The organism is Natronomonas salina (genome assembly GCF_013391105.1).
GTDB classification, from domain to species: Archaea; Halobacteriota; Halobacteria; order Halobacteriales; family Haloarculaceae; genus Natronomonas; species Natronomonas salina.
In genome coordinates, this window is record NZ_CP058335.1 from 472534 (window position 1) to 490784 (window position 18251).

Consider the following 18251-nt stretch of genomic DNA (forward strand, 5'->3'; position numbering starts at 1 on the left):
CTTAGAGTGATAAGGGTCTTTATCGTGATGTCTGACGTAGATTGATATGGGACGGGTTCGTCGGCGGTCCTATGAGCAGCGAAGGCGATCGAGTCTCGGTGCAGACCTACGTGTCGTCGGACCAGCGTGAACGGTGGCGGGCGGAGGCCGACGAACTCGACATGAGCCAGGCGGAGTACGTCCGATCGATGGTCCAGGCGGGCAGACGGAGCTTCTCTTTAAATACGGACGGCCGTTCTTTAAGTACCGAAGCGAGTAATCCTGCGGAAGGCGGTTCTCTGGACGCTACCCCTGGGGGAGAGGGCCTGGAAGACCGTGTCCTCGAGGTCCTCCGTGCCGAGGAGTTCGCCGATTGGGACGAACTGGTCGCCGGAGTCACCGACGACATCGAGCAGCGACTCGACGAGACGCTCGAGGAGCTACAGGCCGACGACCGGATCAGGTACAGCGGCCGGCACGGCGGCTACACGGTGGTGGACGATGGGCGTTGACGAGCGCGCCGGCAGTCCGTCACCCGACGACCCGGTGTCGTACTTCCTGCAGGACATGACCTTCCACGGGCGGACCGAGCGGACGCGCGCGGCCTACGAGCGGGTGCTGCGGGACTTCGAGCGGTTCGTCCGGGAGGACCGCGGGGCGACGTTGCAGGCCGCCACGCAGCGGGAGTGTATGGCCTGGGTGCACTCGCTGCGCGGCGAGCACGCCTCCAGCACCGTCGCCTCCTACGCCTCCTACGTCCACCGGTTCTACGCCTACATGACCCAGGTCGGGGCCTTCGACTCGAACCCGATGGCGCTGGTCACCGAGGAGATGGACGAGTCCATCGACACCGACCCCGCGCGGCGGGAGATCTCCGTCGCGGAGATGCGGTCGTTCGTCGCCGACCTGGGCCACCCGCTCGAGCGGGCCGTCGTCGGCACGCTGCTGAAGACCGGGATGCGTGTCGGCGAGTGCTGTAACCTCGATTTGCGGGACGTCTATCTGGACGACCCGGAGATACGGGAGGCGTATCCGGTGGACCCCCGCGGCGCTCTCGACGGTCGTCCTGACTCCGTCTACGTTCCGAGCGATCCATCCAGAGGCGAGGTGTACAACGGCGAGGAGCGGACGGCTTCGAACAAGCGCAAGCGAGACACCGTCGTGCCCGTCGACGACGAACTGAAGCGTCTACTGAAGGCCTGGCTGGCCATCAGACCGGATACGGACTCCCCGGCGCTGTTCTGCTCGACGAGCGAGTGGGGGAAACGGGCGACGCCCTCGATGGTCCGGGGCGTGGTTGCCGAGCGCGCCGGCGAGCGGGGCTGGTACAGGGAGGGCGGCGACGCCGAAGAGAACGTCACGCCCCACTACTTCCGGCACTTCTTCACGACGCACCTCCGGGACAGGACCGGCGATAGAGGCGTCGTGAAGTACCTCCGGGGCGACGTCGCGACGGACATCATCGATACCTACACCCACAACTGGGGCGATCGCGTCCGGGACGTCTACGAGTCGAACATCTACTCGCTGCTGTAGCGCTCTCGACGCATTTCTACGCCGCGAGGCGCAGCGAGAAGGTCGATCGACGAGTTTTCGAGGACCACCGGAATTCGGGAACCCCGGGAAATAAATCTGACAGGTGTGATATCTTACCGTTCGGCGGGGCGTCACATCCACAACCCATAAACCATATAACGCTATATAGAATGGTCTTACGAGGTTTCTGGGTCGATTTGTTCGAAATGAGACGGAGGAACGGCTCTACAGGCACTCCCTGCCCGCTCGGTCCGACTCGTCCAGGAGCCGACTCGACTGGCGATCGAGCGAACTGCCCGCGAATCGCTCAGGCCGGGCGTCGGCTCGTTTTCGTCTAACTATCGGCCAGATGACAAACCGTCGTCGGAGCAACTAACGGGTCTGGCGCCGAGATGCCGCCATGGCCGAGGGCACCTACGTCGGCGCGATCGACCAGGGGACGACCGGCACCCGTTTCATGGTCTTCGACCATGGGGGGCGCGTCGTCGCGGAGGCCTACGAGCGACACGAACAGTACTACCCCCAGTCGGGGTGGGTCGAGCACGATCCCCTCGAGATCTGGGCGCGCACGAAGGAGGTGACGCGGCAGGCACTCGACGCGGCGGGACTGGACGCCAGCCAACTCGCCGCGATCGGCGTGACGAATCAGCGGGAGACGACCCTCGTCTGGGACGCCGCGACCGGCGAGCCGATCTACCCGGCAATCGTCTGGCAGGACAGACGCACCACCGACCGGGTCGAGGAACTCGAGGCGTCGGGCCTCGCCGGGACGATCCGCGAGAAAACCGGCCTGCAGGTGGACGCCTACTTCTCGGCGACGAAGGTGGAGTGGATCCTGGACAACGCCGATCCCATCGAGACGGACCGGGGCGACGGGAAGGACGTGCGGGAGCGAGCGGCTGACGGCGAACTGCTGTTCGGCACCGTCGACTCGTGGCTGATCTACAACCTCACCGGCGAGCACGTCACCGACGTGACGAACGCCGCCCGGACGATGCTCTTCGACGTCCACCGCCTCGAGTGGGACGACGACCTGCTCGCGGAGTTCGGCGTCCCCCCGGCGATGCTGCCGGAGGTGCGTCCGTCGAGCGACGCCGACTACTACGGATACACCGACGCCGACGGCTTCCTCGGTACGGAGGTCCCGGTCGCGGCCGCGCTCGGCGACCAGCAGGCCGCACTGTTCGGCCAGACGTGCTTCGACCCCGGCGACGCGAAGAACACCTACGGGACCGGCTCGTTCTTCCTGATGAACACGGGAACGGAGGCGGTCGACAGCGACCACGGCCTGTTGACGACCGTGGGCTTCCAGCGGTCCGGCGAACCGGTCCAGTACGCCCTGGAGGGCTCCATCTTCGCGACCGGCGCCGCCATCGAGTGGCTCGAGGACGTCGACCTCATCGACGAACCCGGTGATACGGAGCGGCTCGCCCGGAGCGTCGATTCGACGGGCGGCGTCTACGTCGTCCCGGCGTTCACGGGGCTGGGAGCGCCACACTGGGACGGTCGGGCCCGCGGGACCGTCGTCGGGCTGACGCGCGACACCGGGAAGGCCCACCTCGTGCGCGCGACCCTGGAGGCCATCGCCTACCAGACCCGAGACGTCGCGGAGGCGATGACCGCCGACGCCGGAATCGAGATATCCGAGCTCCGCGTCGACGGCGGCGCGGTCAAGAACGACTTCCTCTGCCAGCTCCAGGTCGACGTCCTCGGGACCGACATCGCCCGACCGGAGGTCGACGAGACGACGGCCCTCGGCGCGGCGTACGCCGCGGGACTGGCCGCGGATTACTGGGAAGACGTCGACGAACTCCGCGAGAACTGGCGGGTCGACCGGCGGTTCGAACCGTCGATGGACCGCGCGGAGGCCGACCGGAAGTACGAACGCTGGGGCGAGGCCGTCGAGCGCTCGCTGGACTGGGCCCGGGAGGACGACGCCTGAGGCGACATCCCCAGTCTCAATACGGGGCTGTCCCTACCGCGAGGCATGTCAGACACGGACGTCGTCGTGGTCGGGGGCGGGTCGACGGGTGTCGGCGTCGCGCGGGACCTCGCGATGCGCGGCGTCGACGTGACGCTCTGCGAGCGCGGCGGCCTCGGCGCCGGCACGACGGGGCGCTCCCACGGCCTCCTCCACAGCGGCGCCCGGTACGCGACGGCCGACCCGGAGGGCGCGTCCCACTGCATCCGGGAGAACAGAATCCTGCGGGAGATCGGCGGCGTCGCCGTCGAGGCCACGGGCGGCCTGTTCGTCCAGTTGGCGAACGACGACCCGGAACACTTCGCCCAGCGGCGTGACGCGTGCCGCGAACTCGACATCCCGGCGACGGAGCTCTCGGCCACAGAGGCACGCGAGATGGAGCCCGAACTGTCCGCCGACGTCGAGCGGGGGTTCCGGGTCCCCGACGGAGTGCTCTACCCCTCGCGACTGGTCGCAGCGACGGCCGAGAGCGCCCGACGCCACGGCGCCGAACTACGAATCGGGACTCCCGTCGAGGACGTCGTCGTCGAGGACGAACGCGTCATCGGCGTCGAGACCTCTGCTGGGCGGATAGCCGCCGACCACGTCGTGAACGCCGGCGGCGCCTGGGCGGGCAAGGTCGCGGCCCTCGCCGGACTGGACGTCCCGATGGCTCCGACGAGGGGCGTGATGGTCGCCGTCGACCTCGCCGGTGTCGACCGGGTCGTCAACCGCTGTCGGCCACCGGGCGACGGCGACATCGCGGTCCCCCACGCCGACCGCGTCGTCCTCGGGACGACCAGTGCGCCCGTCGTCGACCCGGACGACCATCCGACCGACGAGGCTGCCGTCGACCGGATGCTGGCGGAGGGCGCCGCGATGCTCCCGGCCGTAGCGGACGCGGCCGTCGAGGACGTCTACTGGGGCGTCCGGCCACTGTACGACGCCGGAGCTACGGGCCGGGCCGCTACCCGCTCGTTCCAGGTGTTCGACCACGCCGAGGACGGTCGGCCGGGCATGACGACCGTCACCGGCGGGAAGCTGACCACCTACCGGCTGATGGCCGAGGCCGTCGCCGACTCGGTCTGTGAGCGACTGGGCGTCGACGAATCGAGTCGGACCGCGGACGAACCTCTTCCGGCAGATGACGCCCGAACCGTCGACGAACTCGTCGAGACGTTCGAGGCGGGCAATCCCGCGGATGCGGACGTCGTCGAGAAGTAGTCCTGTGGCTGACGGTTATTCGTTCAGGAGGATATCCAGCAGTTCCGTCGCGAGTCCCTTGTCGAGCGGGTCGTTCGCGTTCCCGCAGTGCGGCGACTGGACACAGCCGGGGCAGCCGTCCTCGCAGGGACAGCTTCCAAGCATTTCGCGGGTTGTGGACATTAGTCCCTCGACGTCCTCGTAGCCCGTCCGCGCGAGCGCGACGCCGCCCGGGTAGCCGTCGTAGACGAAGATGGTGGCGGCGCCGGTGTGTGGGTGCAGCGGCGTCGACAGCCCGCCGACGTCCCGGCGGTCGCAGAGCACCGTCGTTGGGAACATCGAGATCATGGCGTGCTCGGCGGCGTGGATGCCACCCGGGAGGTCGCCGCCCTCCTCAAGGGTGCGCTCGGCGTCCTCGGGGAGCGCGAAGTACAAGGCGCGCGTGTTGAGGCTGGTCTCCGGGAGGTCGAGTTCGACGGTCTCGAGGGGCTCGCCGCTGGAGCTGTCGAAGCGCTGGAAGCCGGTAATCTGCTTGCGCATCTCCACCTCGGCGAACCGGACGGTCACGTCGGGCCGGGTGTCGAGGGTCTGCTCGTGGAGGTCTTCCTCGACGGTGATCTCCTTGTCGTGGAGCGTCCGGGTGAAGTAGTCGGCCCAGGTGTTCTGGAGCTGTGCGACGTCGGTCCGGAGGTCCAGGTCCGTCACCTCGTAGGTCCGGCCCTGGTGGTGGTAGATGGCGCCGGGGTGGACGTCCCGGAGCGCGTCGCCGAACGAGAGCGTCGCCAGCGTGTCGCCGTCCGGCCCGAGGAGCTGGACCTCCCGTTCGTCGATGGTCCTGAGGCTCGTATCGTACTGCGGTCCGGAGCCGTCGTGGAGCCACCGGACGCCCTCGCTCGTCTCCCTTCGGGAGAGGTGACCCCGCTCGGTGAGGTCGGCGACGACGTCGGGGAACCCCTCGCCGAAGTAGCGGTCGTCCTCGGGGCGGAGCCACGACTCGTCGGCGGCCGACCGGACGTGGTCGGGCAGGATGCGGTCGTTCTCGGGGTTGGTGACCGCCTTCTCGGGGGCGCCGTCGAAGAAGTCCCCGGGGTTGTTCATCAGGTACTGGTCGAGCTGGTCCTCGCCGGCCACCATCGCGACGAGCGAGGGGTCGGTGCCGCGGCCCGCTCGGCCCGCCTGCTGGTGGGCGGCCATCCGGGTCCCGGGGTAGCCGTCGAGGATTACGGCGTCCAGTCCGCCGATGTCGACGCCGAGTTCGAGGGCGTTCGTGCTCCAGACGCCGCGGACCTCGCCGGACTGGAGGCCCGCCTCGATCTCGCGGCGGCGCTCGTTCGTGAGCGCGGCCTGGTAGGCCTCGACGTTCCTCGCGAGGTCGTGCTCGCCGCGGTCCCGCAGGGTCTTCGCGCTCTGGGAGGCGTAGCGTTCCGCGGTCTGCCGCGCGCTCGTGAACACGAGCGTCTGGTAGCCTTTCGAGACGAGGTCGCAGAACAGTCGCTCGGTCTCGGTGTGGCTGGACTTCCGGCGACCGCTACCCCACCCGTCGCCGCCGTACTCCGGGGGATTCCACAGCAGCCAGTGGGTCGGACCCGACTCGCTCTCGTCGGTGTCGACCAGCCGGACGCCGTCGGGGTCCCGCCCGGTGACGGTCGCCGCGTGTTCGACGGGGTTGCCGATGGTCGCCGAGCAGCAGACGAACTCGGGGTCGGCTCCGAACTCCTCGCACATGCGCGCGAGGCGGCGGAAGACCAGCGAGACGTGGCTGCCGAAGACGCCGCGGTACTCGTGAACTTCGTCGACGACGACGGTCTCGAGCCGCTCGAAGAACCACTTCCACAGCCGACGCGCGTGCGGGAGCAGCCCGTAGTGCAGCATGTCCGGGGTGCACAGCAGGACCGTGGGCTGTCGCTCCCGGATCTTCGCCTTCTCGCTTCTGGACTGTCGGCCGGTGTACTGGGCGACGTCGACGCCGCTGGCGAACCCCAGGTCGCCGGCCAGTTCCGAGAGCGTCTCCGTCTGGTCGTTGATGAGCGCGACCTGCGGGGCGAGGTACAGCGTCGTCGCCCGGCGGTCCAGCGCCCGCTCGAAGGCCGGCACGGTGTACGCGAGGCTCTTGCCGCTGGCGGTCGCGGTCGCGACGACGGCGTCGTCGCCGTCCCTCACGGCCTCGATGGCGTCGACCTGGTGGGCGTACAGCCGGTCGATGCCGCGGTCCTCGAGGGCGGATTCGAGGCGGGAGTCGAGTTCCACGTCGGCGAAGTTCGCCTCGCCACCCTCGAGCACCTCGTGGGCGCGGATCTGCCCCTCGTAGTACGGTCGGTCCCGCAGCCAGGCGACGGTCTCGTCCACGCCGCCCGTTGTGGGTCGGCGGCCCTAACGGTTGCGGGTCCGGGGCGGTCCTCGTCGGTCCGCCGACGGTTCCCTCACAGGACGTCCCGCGGGATCGCCCCGTACTCGGTGACGTGCGGCTGGGAGCCGACCGACGCGCGACCGACCTCCTTCGCCGCCTCGTAGTTGATGACGGCCACCTCGTCCTCGCCGCGGACGGGGACGAACGCGTGCTCGCCGTCCGGCGCCGTCCGGACCCAGTAGGGGTGTTCGCCCACCTCGATCGTATCGACCAGTTCGAAGTCGGAGCGGCGGACGATGGCGACGTACCACGACGTCGTGCCGGCCACGCAGACGTACTCGCCGTCGCCGGAGATGTCGATGCCGTGGTGGGCGGACTGCAGCGGGTAGTCGCCCTCGTCCTCGGGGACGTGCTCGGTCTGCGGGAGCTCCACCGTCCGCGTGATTTCGTCGGCGTCGATGTCGTACTCGTGGAAGCCGTGGAAGTAGGATATCTGGACGTAGGCTTTCCGGCCGTCGTGGGTGATCGCGATGGGCCGGACGCCCTCCTCGAACTCCGCCGTCCGGAGCGTCTCCATCGACTCGGGGTCGAGGAACGTGAGCCGATGGGGGAACGGGTCGCCGGTCTCGTGGTCCGGCAGCACCATGTTCCCGAGGCTGCCGTTGACGAGGACCTCCCGGTCGAAGGCCGGCAGGTGGTGGTAGTGGATGCCGTGTGGGTGCTGGTGGACGTCGCCCGAAGCGACGATCTCGCCGGTCTCGGCGTCGATCTTGTGGATCTGGTCGACGGCGATGTCGGAGGTGTAGACGTACCGGCCGTCCGGGCCCAGCTTCTGGTGGTCGGCGCGGATGCCGGGGAGCTCCGTCTCCCAGCGCTTCTCGCCGGTCTCGACGTCGACGGCGACCACGTCGCCGACGTGGCCCCGGGAGGCGTACAGCGTCCGGCCGTCCGGCGAGACGTTGACGTGTTCGATGTAGTTCTCGCGGGCCCAGGCGTTCATGATCTCGGGTTCGACCTGGTCGACCAGCGCGTCCTCGAGGGCGTCCTCCTCGTCCTCGTCGGGGTAGACGGACACGGTCTCGATGTGCTCGTGGGTGCTGGCGTCGACGAGGCTCACCGAGCCGTCGGCCGCGTTGCAGGTGGCCATCACCTCGCAGGTCGCCGATCCGTTCCCGCCGGCCGACGCGGTCAGTCCGGCTACTCCGACGGCGCCGGCGGTCGACCGGATGACGTTCCGGCGGGTGAAGGCGGCCGTTCCGCCCCGGCTGGCTTCCTCCTCGGCAGTACCTCGGGTCGTTCTCCGGTCGTTGCGACGCACCGCTGGCGTCTCGTTGTCGTCGGTCATGGTCAGTGGGGGTCGATCGGGTACTCGCATCGCGGTCGCGAGAGGCGACCGGCGTTCTCCGAACAGGACCCAATGGACCGAACGGACGGATGGTCGTTGTGCCGTCCAACTGAGACGCTTTATCCTCGATACGTATCCCGTACGTACCTGGATACGACGGCGGCGACTACTCCGGCTCCCGCCCGGCTTAAAGCGGGGGAGATTCGCGGAGGTACAAACTTGGTGGTGTACGCGGTCCCTCCCAGTATGCGGTTCGTCGAACTCCGAGTGCGACCGGGGGAGCGCTGGTTCCACCCGGTCGACCGGTACATCGCCGAGGACCCACAGCTCCGACACGGGCCGATCCACAACATCAACCGCCTCGCCGACGGGACGGCGGTCATCCTCTACGAGGTCGTCGGTCCCAAGGAGCGCATCGACGCCATCCTCGAGGAGCACGGCACCGGGATGCGCCGGGAGACCACCGCCGTGGGTGAGAACACGCTGGTGTGGGCGCACGTCGACCCCGAGGACGACACCACGGCCTCGGTCGTCGCGGACCTCCTGGACGTCGCCGACAACTACAGCATCGTCGTCGACACGCCCATCGAGTTCACCGCCGACAACGAACTCGAGTTGACCCTGATCGGCGAGTCCAGCGTCATGCAGGAGCTGTTCGCCGATGCGCCCGAGAGCGCGCAGGTGACCGTCGAGCGGACCGGGAACTACCAGCCGAAACAGGAGCGGCTGTTCTCGAACCTGACCGCCCGACAGCAGGACGTGCTGCTCGCGGCCATCGAGGCGGGCTACTACGACGACCCCCGTCGGGCCACCTACGACGACGTCGCGGAGATCGTCGGCTGCAGCGCCACCACGGTCGGAGAGCACCTCAGGAAGGTCGAACGGCAGTTAGTCAGGGAGGTCGCGCCGGTCGACCGCGAACCGGCGGTGGCTCGACGCTAGGTGATCGGCGAGGTCTCCAGGCCGTCGACGAGCCGCCCGGCGAGGTCCTCGTCGGCGGCGTCGCTCTCGGCGGGGTTCTCGAGCAGCACCGTCTCGCTGGGGAACAGCTTCTCGCCGACGCGGAGGCCGTGGTCGCGGGCCGTCGAGCCCGTGACTGTGAGGTAGATGCCGACGCCGACCGACGAGATGGCGGCCTCCTCCTCGCGCTCGTCGGGGTAGCGGAACTCGACGCCCTCCATCGCGCGGGTCCCGAGGACGGCCCGGACGAGCCGCTCGTACCGGGGCGAGATGCACAGCGGCCCCTCGTAGTCGTCCACGAACTCACGGCTCGGGTCCTCGGCGACGTCCGGCGTCGCGAGCAGCGTGTGGTGGACCGTGTCGCCGAGGCCGCCCGCGACGCGGACGTCGGTGTCCTGCTGGTCGATCCGGTCGTTGAGCTCCGCGAGGCTGGCGAGCGGGTCGGGCTCCAGCCGGACGACCTCCTCCAGGACGAGGTCGGCGGCGTCGAAGCCGAGCGCGAACTCGTGCTTCCGGAGGGCGCGGAACGGCTCCTCGCGGCCGACCAGCTGGAGGTCGTACTCGCCGGCGTCGACGGTGAGGCTGTCGAAGACGACCCGGCGGGGCATCCCGGGGCGGGCGTCGCGAAGGAGCGTGTACTCGGGGGCGTAGGGGTCGGTGTCGCTGTAGTCGGCCAGCCGCTCGTAGACGTCGCGGTCGGCCGCCTGGTCGCCCTTGGTGACCGCCTTCTCGTAACGGAGCGTCGAGGCCACCTCGTCGGCGACGTCCTCGACGGCCGCGAGCGCCGCGACCCGTTCGAGGACGGCCTCCAGCGGCCGGCCCTTCCGCGGCACGGCGACGCGAATCGTCGTCATTGTCGAGACGTCGCCCTCGACGGATAAAACCGAACTGGTTCGCGCGAACGCGGCGGAAAACGGGTGTCGACCGGAGCGGTCTCGTCAGTTCTCGTCGTCCGCGTCGTCCTGCGGGGCGAGCCCGCCGAGCGCGCTGGCGAGGCGGTCGCGCATCTCGGCGACGTCCTCCAGTTCCTCGGAGAGCTCCTCGACCTCCGTCTCCAGCTCCGCGACGCGCTCGGTGGTGTCCTCGTCGACCTCCTGGCGGAACGCGCGGAGTTCGCTGGCGACCTCGTCGGCCTCGCTGGCGGCATCGTCGACGGCCGACCAGAGATCGTCGAGCTCCTCGTCCAGCTGCTCCTGGACGACCTCGTCGACGTCGTCCAGGTCCTCGAGGGCCTCGTCGACGCGGTCCTCGACGTCGGCCAGTTTCTCGTCGACGCGCACCTCCACGTCGCTGAGGCCCTCGTTGACGCGGGTCTCGAGGTCCTCGAACCGTGCCTCGAGGCGGTCCTCCATGGACTCGGCCGTCCGCTCCGCGGACTCGGCGGTCGTCTCGACGGCGTCGAGGCGGTCCTCGGTGTCCGCGATGTCACCTCGGACGTCGGCGATGAGCTGCTGGGCGTCGCCGTTCTCGTCGAGGAACTCCTCGAGGGCGTCCGTGTAGGCCTCGAGGTCCGCGACCTTGGACTGGAGGTGGTCGATGCGGGCCTCCTCGCTGCCGGACGCGTCGTCGACGCCGAGGGCGTCGCGCAGGTCGTCGACCGCGTCGTCGTCCACGTCGCCGGAGCGGATCTCGTCGGCGAGCGCCGTGACGAGGTTCTCCGCCTCGATCCCCGTCGACGCGCCGCCGGCCGCCGCAGCGCCGGCGGCCGCTCCCGCGGTCTCCTCCTCGGGGTCCGGGAGGTCGATCGAGGTGTCCTCGGCCTCCTCGATGCCCGCGTCGGCCGGCGTCTCGTCGGCCTCGCCGGCGTCCGGCTCGGCGTCGGGGTCAGTCTCGACCCCGTCGACGGCGTCCGCGATGTCGTCGCCGGTCTCGGCGGTCTCCGCGGCGGCAGCGTCGGCCGATTCGTCCTCGACGTCCTCCTCGGGTTCGTCGAGCGGCGGGTCGACGTTCTCGATCGCCGGTTCGGTCATGAATTGCTCGACGTCGTCGGAGCCGCCCCCGCGCAGGCCGTAGATGGTCGTGAACTCCTCTCCGGGTTCGAACTCCCGCTCGAAGACGATGGTGTCGCCCTCGACGCCCCAGAACTCCGCGCCGAACTTCGGGTGGAAGCCGATGTCCTCGGGCGGGATGTGGCTGGGGACGGTGTCGACGAGGCGGACCGAGACGGTCTCCTCGCGGTCCGCGCGGATGACGAAGGTGATCGCCGGCACGGGGAAGTCGTCCGGCTCGAACGACTTCTCGACCGAGACACCGTCGCTGGACGCTGTCACGAGTTCTTCGGGGTCGGCGTTGCTCATGCTTGGTAATGCAACTTCCGCCTGATAAACTTATGCGGGAACTAAAGGGACTGAGCCCTCGGGGTAGGTCGGTTCTAGACGTCCGTCTCGTCGCCGATCTCCAGTATCTCGAGCGTTCGCGGGTGCTCGAAGCTCCTGACGTGGTGTCGCAGCGCCTCGGGGTCGGCGGTGAGGCCCTTCCACATGTCCCAGTGGGTCGGCAGCAGTCGGTCGAGTTCCAGCTGTCGGGCCGCCTCCGCGATCATGTTCTCGTCGGAGTACCACTGCGTGAGTTTCGGCTCGCGAGTCTCCTTGTCCGGAATCATGCCCGCTGAACCGAACGCGAGCGCGCCGAGGTCGATATCGTACCGGTCGCCGACGGCCTCGAAGTCGTCGCTCGGTCGCGCGTCGCCGCCGTGGAAGAACGTCCCCGCGTCGTGTTCGATCACGTAGGACACGGGATGGTCGGCGTCCGGATCGTGGGCCGGCTCGACCGAGACCGTCAGCGCGCCGATCTCGAGCGTCTCGCCCTCCTCGACGGTCACGAGGTCCTCGTCGTCGACGTCGTACTCGTCCGTCCACCCGCTGGCGGTCTCGACGGACGGCTCCGCCCCGTAGAAGGTGGCGTTCGTCCCCTCCAGAATCGGCGCCTGTGACGGCCCGTCGACGTGGTCGGAGTGGTCGTGGGTCGCCAGGATCGCGTCGGCCTCCACGACGTCCGCCGGGTCGAACGGCACCGGGACCATCCGGACCGTCCGCGGCGGGTCTCCGGTCCCGAGGTACGGGTCGACGAACACCGTCGTCCCGTCGTCGGCCTTCAGCACGAAGCCGTTGCAACCCAGGTACCAGAGCCGCAGCCCCTCGGGGTCGGCGTCGGCGACCGCCCTCGGCAGCCAGTCGCCCCAGTCGGAGTGGACCGTCATGGTACGGAGTCCGTGAGCCGCCCTCAAAAAGCGGGCGGTCGGCCGCGCTCGTACAAAAAGCCCGCCGGATACCCGGCGGCAGGTACTTCCTGAATCCGTCCGAAGTCGGTCGCATGTCCCACGAGGGCTGGGGGCCCGACTCGAGTCACGACGACGCGACGGCGACCGGGCGGTCCCGCCGCGGACGCACACGGAAGCGGATGGACGACGACCACTGGTGGCTGCTGAACGGCGTCGTCAGGTTCTACGGGTTCGTGCTGCTCGCCGGGACGAAGCTGGCCGACGCCGTGACGACGGCGATCGGCGTCCGGTTCGTCCCCGGCATCGTCGAACTGAATCCGGTCGCCGACGCCGTCTTCGTCGGGGGCGGGACCTTCGCCGGGCTGGCGGTCCTGAGCGTGGCGACCGTCGCCGTCGCGACGCTCACGGCGGAGTACCTGGCCGTCGAGATCCGTCGCCGCCTCGGCCTGGACCGACTCGCGCTCGCGTCGAAGGTCACCATCTACGGCGCGCTGTCGTTCCTCTTCGGCGCCGTCGCGGTGAACAACGCCCTGCTCATCTCGGAGCAGGTCCACGACTACGTCTCCGAAGCGATCCTCGTCACGTCGATCGCCGTCTGAGGCCGGACGCCGCGGACCAGGCGCCGTCGCTACTCAAGGTGCGCGTCGTCGATAGAAGCGAGCGGTCGGACGGTCGCCGTCAGTCCTCGCAGCAGCCGCCGGCCTTCTGGCCGAACTCGATCTCCAGCGGGTCGGAGATGAGCTGGTCGAGCTCCTGAAGTTTGAGCTCGATCTCGGACTGCGCCTGCAGGTACGCCTTCATCTTCGGCTTGCCGTGGAGGTCCTCCTGGGTGCTCTGCAGCTTCCGGAGGTCGTCGTTGGTCGCGTCGCCGGTCTGTCGGGCCATCATGAACTCCTCGCGGAGCTGCTCGAACTCCCGGATCTCCTGCTGGAGTTCCTCGTCGTTCTCGACGGCCGCCTTCGCCTCGACGAACTCCTGGTAGGCGGGCATCTCGGCGATCGCGTCGCCGAGGTCCTCGGCGAGTTCGTCTGCGCGCTCCGCGGGGGTCGTCTCGATACTCATTGCCGGGCCGTTGGAACCGCCACCGTAAATGTATGCCGGAAGCGGGTGTCGACGCGTTACCCGCGGACGTACGCGACTGCGAGCCCGACGAGTACCACGAGCGCGAGTGCGACCAGCGGGAGCGAACCGAACCCGGCGGTCTCCTCCCGCATCTCGCTCTCCGACCGGTCTACGCCCGGGGCGTCGCCGGTAGCGCCGAAGCCGAGTTCTGCCGGCGCCGGATCGGAATCGTCGAGCGGGCCGTCGGTCACGACGTTCGTCCCATCCTCCGACGAAGTCGTACCGTTTTCAGCGCCCTCCGGGGCCGTGCTATTCGTTCCGTCTCCGTCGGTATCCTCGTCTGCCGACGACCCGTTCGAGGGTTCGCTACAGACGTGTGATTCGGCGCCGGTATCGGAGAAGCCTCCCCCAGGGGACGGTGAGGCGTCGGCGTCACCGTCCGAGCCCGTTTCGTGGTCGGAGGCGGAACCGTCACCTTCGGGTGTCTCTTCGCCATCCTCCTCATCGTCCTGGTTCTCCTGTTGTTCGTCTCCAGAGGTGTCGTCCCCCGTATCCGACTCGTTGCCTTCGTCCGGGTCCTCACCGGCCGAGCTCTCATCGTCTGTGTCCTCCTCTTCTGACTCGTCCTCGTCCCCGCGCTCGTTTTCGGAATCGTTCTCGTCGCTCCGATTGTCTTTCGAGTCGTCGTCACCGTTCTGGCCATCCCCCGGTCCTTCGTAGGTGCCGTTCTTCTGCTCACCCTCCTCGCCGTCCTCACTTTCACCTGACCGGTCTCCGTCCTCGGTCTCGTTCTGTCCATCTCCGGCACCCGGGTCCTCGTCGTCGGAGTCGCCCGTACCGGGGTCGTCTGCCGGGGTATCGTCGGGGTCATCTCCGCTCAGTTCGTCGTCCTGTGGATCTTCGCCCTCCTCGGAATCGTCGTCCTGACCACCTCCGTCGTCGTTTCGACCGTCGCCATCGTCGTCGCAGTTCGCACCGCCGTGGTTCTTCGAGTTCTCGTCGACGCCATCGCTACGACCTGGATTGTCCTCGTCGTGGCCGTCGCAGTCGTTGCCGTGCCCCCGATCGTCGTCGGCGACGACGAACCCCGCGAAGCCCAGCGATAGCGTCAGCGCCAGGGCTACGACTACGGCTGCCGTCCGCACCCCCCGTTCCATCATACTCCACCCTCGCAGCCGTTTCCAGTTAGTTACCTGTTTATTACCAACTCATTTCGAGTTTTTTCTACTCGTTTATCCGGTCGTTAACTCCTCGCCACCCGTCGGTTCGGCTATAGACCGGATCGAGGGCGCCTGGCGGTTGCTGGCTGCTCGTCGATTCGCTGCAGTCCGAACTGGGCACGACGCGAAGCACGCACGTTTTACGGACGGACGGACAAGCGACTCGCAATGAGCCAGGAATCGGACCCCGGGTACACGGAGGGAGACCTCCGGAACACCGGGCTGTCGCTGAAGCACGACCGGACGTGGGACTACGAACTCGACCGCATAGTCGAGGCGGTCGAGGAGCGCGACGCCACCACGGTCGGTCTGCAGTTCCCGGAGGGACTGAAGCGCCGCGGCCCGCGCGTCGCCGACGACCTCCGTTCGGAGCTGCCAGACGACGTGAACGTGATGATCTCGGGGCAGCCCTGCTACGGCGCCTGCGACCTCGACACCTACCTGATGCGGCGGACGGACGTCTTCGTCCACTTCGGCCACTCGCCGATGAAGGAGTCCGAGAAGATCATCTACGTCCCGCTGTTCTCCAACGTCGAGGTCACGCCGATCATGGCGGAGGCCCTCGACGAGCTGACGTCGCCCGAGGAGGACGACCGCGTCGGCCTCGTGACGACGGCCCAGCACATGAACAAGTTCGAGGAGATGCGCGCGTGGCTCGAGGAGCGCGGCTACGCCGTCGAGACGCGCCGCGGCGACGAGCGGTTGACCAACGAGGGCCAGGTCCTCGGCTGCAACTACGCCTCCGCGGACGTCGACGCCGACCAGATCCTCTACGTCGGCGGCGGGAAGTTCCACCCGCTCGGCCTGGCGATGGAGCACCCCGACAAGACGGTCGTCATCGCCGACCCGGTGAACAACTCCGTCCACATCGCGGACACCGAGAAGTTCCTCAAGCAGCGCTACGCCTCCGTCCACAAGGCGATGGACGCCGAGGAGTGGGGCGTCATCTTCTGTACGAAGATCGGCCAGGGCCGCTGGGAGATCGCCGAGGAGATCGTCGCGGAGAACGACGACGCCTACCTCATCACGATGGACGAGGTGACGCCGGACCGCCTGACGAACTTCGGGCTGGACGCCTACGTCAACACGGGCTGTCCGCGCATCACGACCGACGACGGCCCGCAGTTCAAGAAGCCGATGCTCACCCCCCAGGAGTACCGCATCGCCATCGGCGAGGAGCCGCTAGAGAACCTGGAGTTCGACACCTTCCACGGTACCTGGTAACCACAGGAACTTTCTTCCACCCCATTTCAGAGGTCATCGTATGCCCAGCCCTCCACTGCGCTACAGCCCCAGGCGCCTCGAACACGTAGTTCTCGGCACGATAGCGGGCGCGCTCCTGCTGTTCGCCGCTCCGGTCGCCGCCCAGCAGGCCCCCTCCGCTACGACGCCCGAAACGGGGCTGTCACTGACCGCCCAGGCGATTACGAGCGCGATATTCACGGTGATCGTCGGCGGACTCATGCTCGCGCTCGCACCGGATTACACCGAGCGGACCACCGACCGTATCGTCGAGGACCCCGGTGAGACGTTCCTGTTCGGCCTCGGGATCTTCGTCGCGGCGGTGATCGGCATCGTCCTCCTGGCGATCACCGGCATCGGGCTCCTCCTCGCGGTCCCCATGTTGATCGCGATGGCCGTGATCGGCGTGCTGGGGTACATCGCCTTCGGGCGCGCCCTCGTCGACGACCGGGGGGCGGCGCTGCTGATAGCCGTCGTAATCTCCGCCTTCACCGCCGGCGTCCCGATCCTCGGCGGTCTCGTCGGATTCGTCCTCGGCTGCATGGCCATCGGCGCCTGGTACCTGGAGTACAGGAGCGACGGGTCCCGCTCCAGCGGCCGGTCGAGAGGGGTCGAGTCAGTCTCTGGCGGAGCGTCGAGGGGTACGACGGCCCGAACTGGTGATACCGACGAGTGGGGCTCTTCGTGGGACGACGGCTCCTCGTCGACGGCGAACAGCGATACGGACGGGACCGCCGACGACGGGTGGACGACCGGTTTCGACGACGACGCCGACCGGAACTGACCCGAAGACGTATATTCCACGCCCCGATTCCATGTGACGATGCCCTCCACACGCCGCCGGTTCCTCCTCGGCGCGGCCGCACTCGCCGGCGTCGCCGGCTGTAACGAACGGTCCGCCCGGGCCAGCCGGGAGACTGTCACCCCGGTCGAGGTCCCCCGGACCGACCAGGAGATCGTCCGCGAGGCGATGGCGATCGACGCGCCGTCGGTCCCGTCGGCCATACGCGTCTCCGACGCCCACTGGGCCGCCGCCGTCGACCACGTCGAGACGCTCCGTGATTCGGTCGAGGAGTTGCTCGAGTCGACGGACGGCTCGTCGGGCGAAAGGGACCGGAACCGACTCCAGGATGACGTTCTCGAGCGGGCGGACGACCGACTCGAGTCCGCCCGCGAGACGGGGCCGTCCGAGGAGGGGGTCCACCTCCTCCGGCGCATCGTCCGGGACCTCGCCAGGGCCGACGGCTACCTGCGAGCCGAACGCGGCACGCTCGACGCGACCGCCCTGCGCTCGGCGGTCGAAGCCGAACGCGAGGCGACCGACGCCCTCCTCGACGGCTTCGAGTACCGGATCGCCCGACCGGTCGAGGAGGTCCTCCCCACGGCCTTCGCGGCGGAACGCGCCCTCGAGATGGCCGACAGCCTCGACCACGTCGACGACTTCCTCGACGACGAGCGGGGTTCGGACGGCGACGCCCAGCGGCGCGTCGATCAACTCGCCTCGGTCTATCGCTCCCTCGAAGTGCATCGCCGCCGCCGCGACGACGCCGAGCGGTACATCGAGACCGCCACCGACCCGGACGAGCGGTCGCTCCGACCGGCGATCGACGCCGAACTGGACGACCTTGCGGACGAACTGGCCACAGTCGCCGAGCAGTTCCCCGACGAGGAGCGGAGCGCTCGCGAGGAGGAGACGGTCGCGGACTACTTCGAGGAGATCCGGTCGAACGTGGGTCATCGCACGGGCCGGTTCCGCTCGCAGCTCTCGGAGCACCGCGAGAACGGTCGCCGCCTCCACGGCCTGTTCAGGGCCCAGCAGTTGCTGGTGGAGTACGAGTCGGTCACGGCGGCGATCGACCGGACGAAACCGCTCCTCGACGGGCCGGAGTTTCCGACGTCGCGGCTCCTCACGGAGAAACGACGGGCGGTCGAGTCGGTCGAGCGGGTCGCCGACGGGACGCCCATCCAGCGGTACCTGGCGCGCAGAGCCGCCCAGATGCTGGAGTCGGCGGACCACTACTCGAGAGGCGACGGCCTGAATACGAGGGCGCTCGCCCGGATGCACCTCATGTACGCCGGCGCCGCCGAGTGGGCCGAACTCGCCCTCGACCGGGGCGACGCACTCACTGAATCACTTCAGGCCCAACAGTCATAGGCCCCCGCTCTAAAGGGGACCC

16 protein-coding genes are annotated in these 18251 nt (G+C 68.6%); 9 read left to right on the forward strand and 7 right to left on the reverse strand.

Annotation, left to right across the window (positions count from 1 at the left end; genetic code table 11):
* Positions 1-71 precede the first annotated feature (71 nt).
* The 4 genes from HWV07_RS02710 to HWV07_RS02725 all read left to right on the forward strand — a co-directional run bounded on the left by HWV07_RS02710 (position 72) and on the right by HWV07_RS02725 (position 4699).
* Positions 72-491: a DUF5805 domain-containing protein gene (locus HWV07_RS02710; RefSeq protein WP_178332824.1), complete on the forward strand. Its 420-nt coding sequence runs from the start codon at positions 72-74 to the stop codon at positions 489-491.
* Complete coding sequence (locus HWV07_RS02715; RefSeq protein ID WP_178332825.1) at positions 481-1515, forward strand: tyrosine-type recombinase/integrase; 1035 nt, start codon at positions 481-483, stop codon at positions 1513-1515. Before HWV07_RS02710 ends, HWV07_RS02715 begins: the two co-directional genes overlap by 11 nt.
* 400 nt (positions 1516-1915) lie before the next feature.
* Complete coding sequence (gene glpK, locus HWV07_RS02720) at positions 1916-3457, forward strand: glycerol kinase GlpK (protein ID WP_178332826.1); 1542 nt, start codon at positions 1916-1918, stop codon at positions 3455-3457.
* Positions 3458-3502: 45 nt separating this feature from the next.
* Positions 3503-4699 (forward strand): FAD-dependent oxidoreductase, encoded by a 1197-nt coding sequence (locus HWV07_RS02725; protein WP_178332827.1) that lies wholly within the window; start codon positions 3503-3505, stop codon positions 4697-4699.
* 15 nt (positions 4700-4714) lie between these two features.
* Here HWV07_RS02725 and HWV07_RS02730 read toward each other — a convergent pair whose 3' ends face one another.
* Together HWV07_RS02730 and HWV07_RS02735 are read right to left on the reverse strand one after the other, a co-directional pair.
* Positions 4715-7024 carry a DEAD/DEAH box helicase gene (locus tag HWV07_RS02730; protein WP_178332828.1) on the reverse strand — a complete coding sequence of 770 codons (2310 nt, stop codon included), beginning with the start codon at positions 7022-7024 and terminating at the stop codon, positions 4715-4717.
* A 74-nt stretch (positions 7025-7098) separates the two neighbouring features.
* Positions 7099-8370, reverse strand: coding sequence for a YncE family protein (locus HWV07_RS02735; protein ID WP_178332829.1), 1272 nt, complete (start codon positions 8368-8370; stop codon positions 7099-7101).
* 246 nt (positions 8371-8616) lie between these two features.
* Here HWV07_RS02735 and HWV07_RS02740 point away from each other — a divergent pair, with 246 nt between their 5' ends.
* The gene (locus HWV07_RS02740) at positions 8617-9312 is read left to right on the forward strand and encodes a helix-turn-helix domain-containing protein (protein WP_178332830.1); all 696 of its coding nucleotides are present in this window, start codon (positions 8617-8619) and stop codon (positions 9310-9312) included.
* Here HWV07_RS02740 and HWV07_RS02745 read toward each other — a convergent pair.
* The 3 genes from HWV07_RS02745 to HWV07_RS02755 form a co-directional block, all read right to left on the reverse strand.
* Positions 9309-10184 (reverse strand): phosphoribosyltransferase HisG-related protein, encoded by an 876-nt coding sequence (locus HWV07_RS02745; protein WP_178332831.1) that lies wholly within the window; start codon positions 10182-10184, stop codon positions 9309-9311. The genes HWV07_RS02740 and HWV07_RS02745 overlap by 4 nt on opposite strands.
* An 84-nt stretch (positions 10185-10268) precedes the next feature.
* Complete coding sequence (locus HWV07_RS02750) at positions 10269-11627, reverse strand: apolipoprotein A1/A4/E family protein (RefSeq protein WP_178332832.1); 1359 nt, start codon at positions 11625-11627, stop codon at positions 10269-10271.
* 74 nt (positions 11628-11701) lie between these two features.
* Positions 11702-12529: an MBL fold metallo-hydrolase gene (locus tag HWV07_RS02755; protein WP_178332833.1), complete on the reverse strand. Its 828-nt coding sequence runs from the start codon at positions 12527-12529 to the stop codon at positions 11702-11704.
* Positions 12530-12642: 113 nt separating this feature from the next.
* On the opposite strand from HWV07_RS02755, the gene HWV07_RS02760 reads away from it, so the two are divergent.
* A complete protein-coding gene (locus HWV07_RS02760; protein WP_178332834.1) occupies positions 12643-13149 on the forward strand; it encodes a hypothetical protein in 507 nt (168 codons plus the stop codon).
* Positions 13150-13228: 79 nt separating this feature from the next.
* On the opposite strand, the gene HWV07_RS02765 is transcribed toward HWV07_RS02760, so the two are convergent.
* Entirely contained in the window at positions 13229-13612 is a 384-nt protein-coding gene (locus HWV07_RS02765) for a YlbF/YmcA family competence regulator (RefSeq protein WP_178332835.1), read from the reverse strand.
* A gap of 56 nt (positions 13613-13668) precedes the next feature.
* A complete protein-coding gene (locus tag HWV07_RS02770; RefSeq protein WP_178332836.1) occupies positions 13669-14772 on the reverse strand; it encodes a midas domain-containing protein in 1104 nt (367 codons plus the stop codon).
* Positions 14773-15000: 228 nt separating this feature from the next.
* On the opposite strand from HWV07_RS02770, the gene dph2 reads away from it, so the two are divergent.
* The 3 genes from dph2 to HWV07_RS02785 are packed head-to-tail and all read left to right on the forward strand — an operon-like array spanning position 15001 to position 18229.
* Positions 15001-16056 (forward strand): diphthamide biosynthesis enzyme Dph2, encoded by a 1056-nt coding sequence (gene dph2, locus HWV07_RS02775; RefSeq protein ID WP_178332837.1) that lies wholly within the window; start codon positions 15001-15003, stop codon positions 16054-16056.
* Between the two features lie 40 nt (positions 16057-16096).
* The gene (locus tag HWV07_RS02780; RefSeq protein ID WP_178332838.1) at positions 16097-16858 is read left to right on the forward strand and encodes a DUF8173 domain-containing protein; all 762 of its coding nucleotides are present in this window, start codon (positions 16097-16099) and stop codon (positions 16856-16858) included.
* Positions 16859-16897: 39 nt separating this feature from the next.
* Complete coding sequence (locus HWV07_RS02785; RefSeq protein WP_178332839.1) at positions 16898-18229, forward strand: FUSC family protein; 1332 nt, start codon at positions 16898-16900, stop codon at positions 18227-18229.
* The last annotated feature ends 22 nt before the right edge of the window (positions 18230-18251 follow it).

Excerpts from the sequence above, each read along its gene's own strand:
- HWV07_RS02735 (WP_178332829.1), bottom strand. The coding sequence starts at position 8,370 with ATGACCGACGACAACGAGACGCCAGCGGTGCGTCGCAACGACCGGAGA.
- HWV07_RS02765 (WP_178332835.1), bottom strand. The coding sequence starts at position 13,612 with ATGAGTATCGAGACGACCCCCGCGGAGCGCGCAGACGAACTCGCCGAG.
- HWV07_RS02750 (WP_178332832.1), bottom strand. The coding sequence starts at position 11,627 with ATGAGCAACGCCGACCCCGAAGAACTCGTGACAGCGTCCAGCGACGGT.
- HWV07_RS02770 (WP_178332836.1), bottom strand. The coding sequence starts at position 14,772 with ATGATGGAACGGGGGGTGCGGACGGCAGCCGTAGTCGTAGCCCTGGCG.
- dph2 (WP_178332837.1), top strand. The coding sequence starts at position 15,001 with ATGAGCCAGGAATCGGACCCCGGGTACACGGAGGGAGACCTCCGGAAC.
- HWV07_RS02725 (WP_178332827.1), top strand. The coding sequence starts at position 3,503 with ATGTCAGACACGGACGTCGTCGTGGTCGGGGGCGGGTCGACGGGTGTC.
- HWV07_RS02745 (WP_178332831.1), bottom strand. The coding sequence starts at position 10,184 with ATGACGACGATTCGCGTCGCCGTGCCGCGGAAGGGCCGGCCGCTGGAG.
- HWV07_RS02755 (WP_178332833.1), bottom strand. The coding sequence starts at position 12,529 with ATGACGGTCCACTCCGACTGGGGCGACTGGCTGCCGAGGGCGGTCGCC.
- HWV07_RS02715 (WP_178332825.1), top strand. The coding sequence starts at position 481 with ATGGGCGTTGACGAGCGCGCCGGCAGTCCGTCACCCGACGACCCGGTG.
- HWV07_RS02760 (WP_178332834.1), top strand. The coding sequence starts at position 12,643 with ATGTCCCACGAGGGCTGGGGGCCCGACTCGAGTCACGACGACGCGACG.
- HWV07_RS02785 (WP_178332839.1), top strand. The coding sequence starts at position 16,898 with ATGCCCTCCACACGCCGCCGGTTCCTCCTCGGCGCGGCCGCACTCGCC.
- glpK (WP_178332826.1), top strand. The coding sequence starts at position 1,916 with ATGGCCGAGGGCACCTACGTCGGCGCGATCGACCAGGGGACGACCGGC.
- HWV07_RS02710 (WP_178332824.1), top strand. The coding sequence starts at position 72 with ATGAGCAGCGAAGGCGATCGAGTCTCGGTGCAGACCTACGTGTCGTCG.
- HWV07_RS02780 (WP_178332838.1), top strand. The coding sequence starts at position 16,097 with ATGCCCAGCCCTCCACTGCGCTACAGCCCCAGGCGCCTCGAACACGTA.
- HWV07_RS02740 (WP_178332830.1), top strand. The coding sequence starts at position 8,617 with ATGCGGTTCGTCGAACTCCGAGTGCGACCGGGGGAGCGCTGGTTCCAC.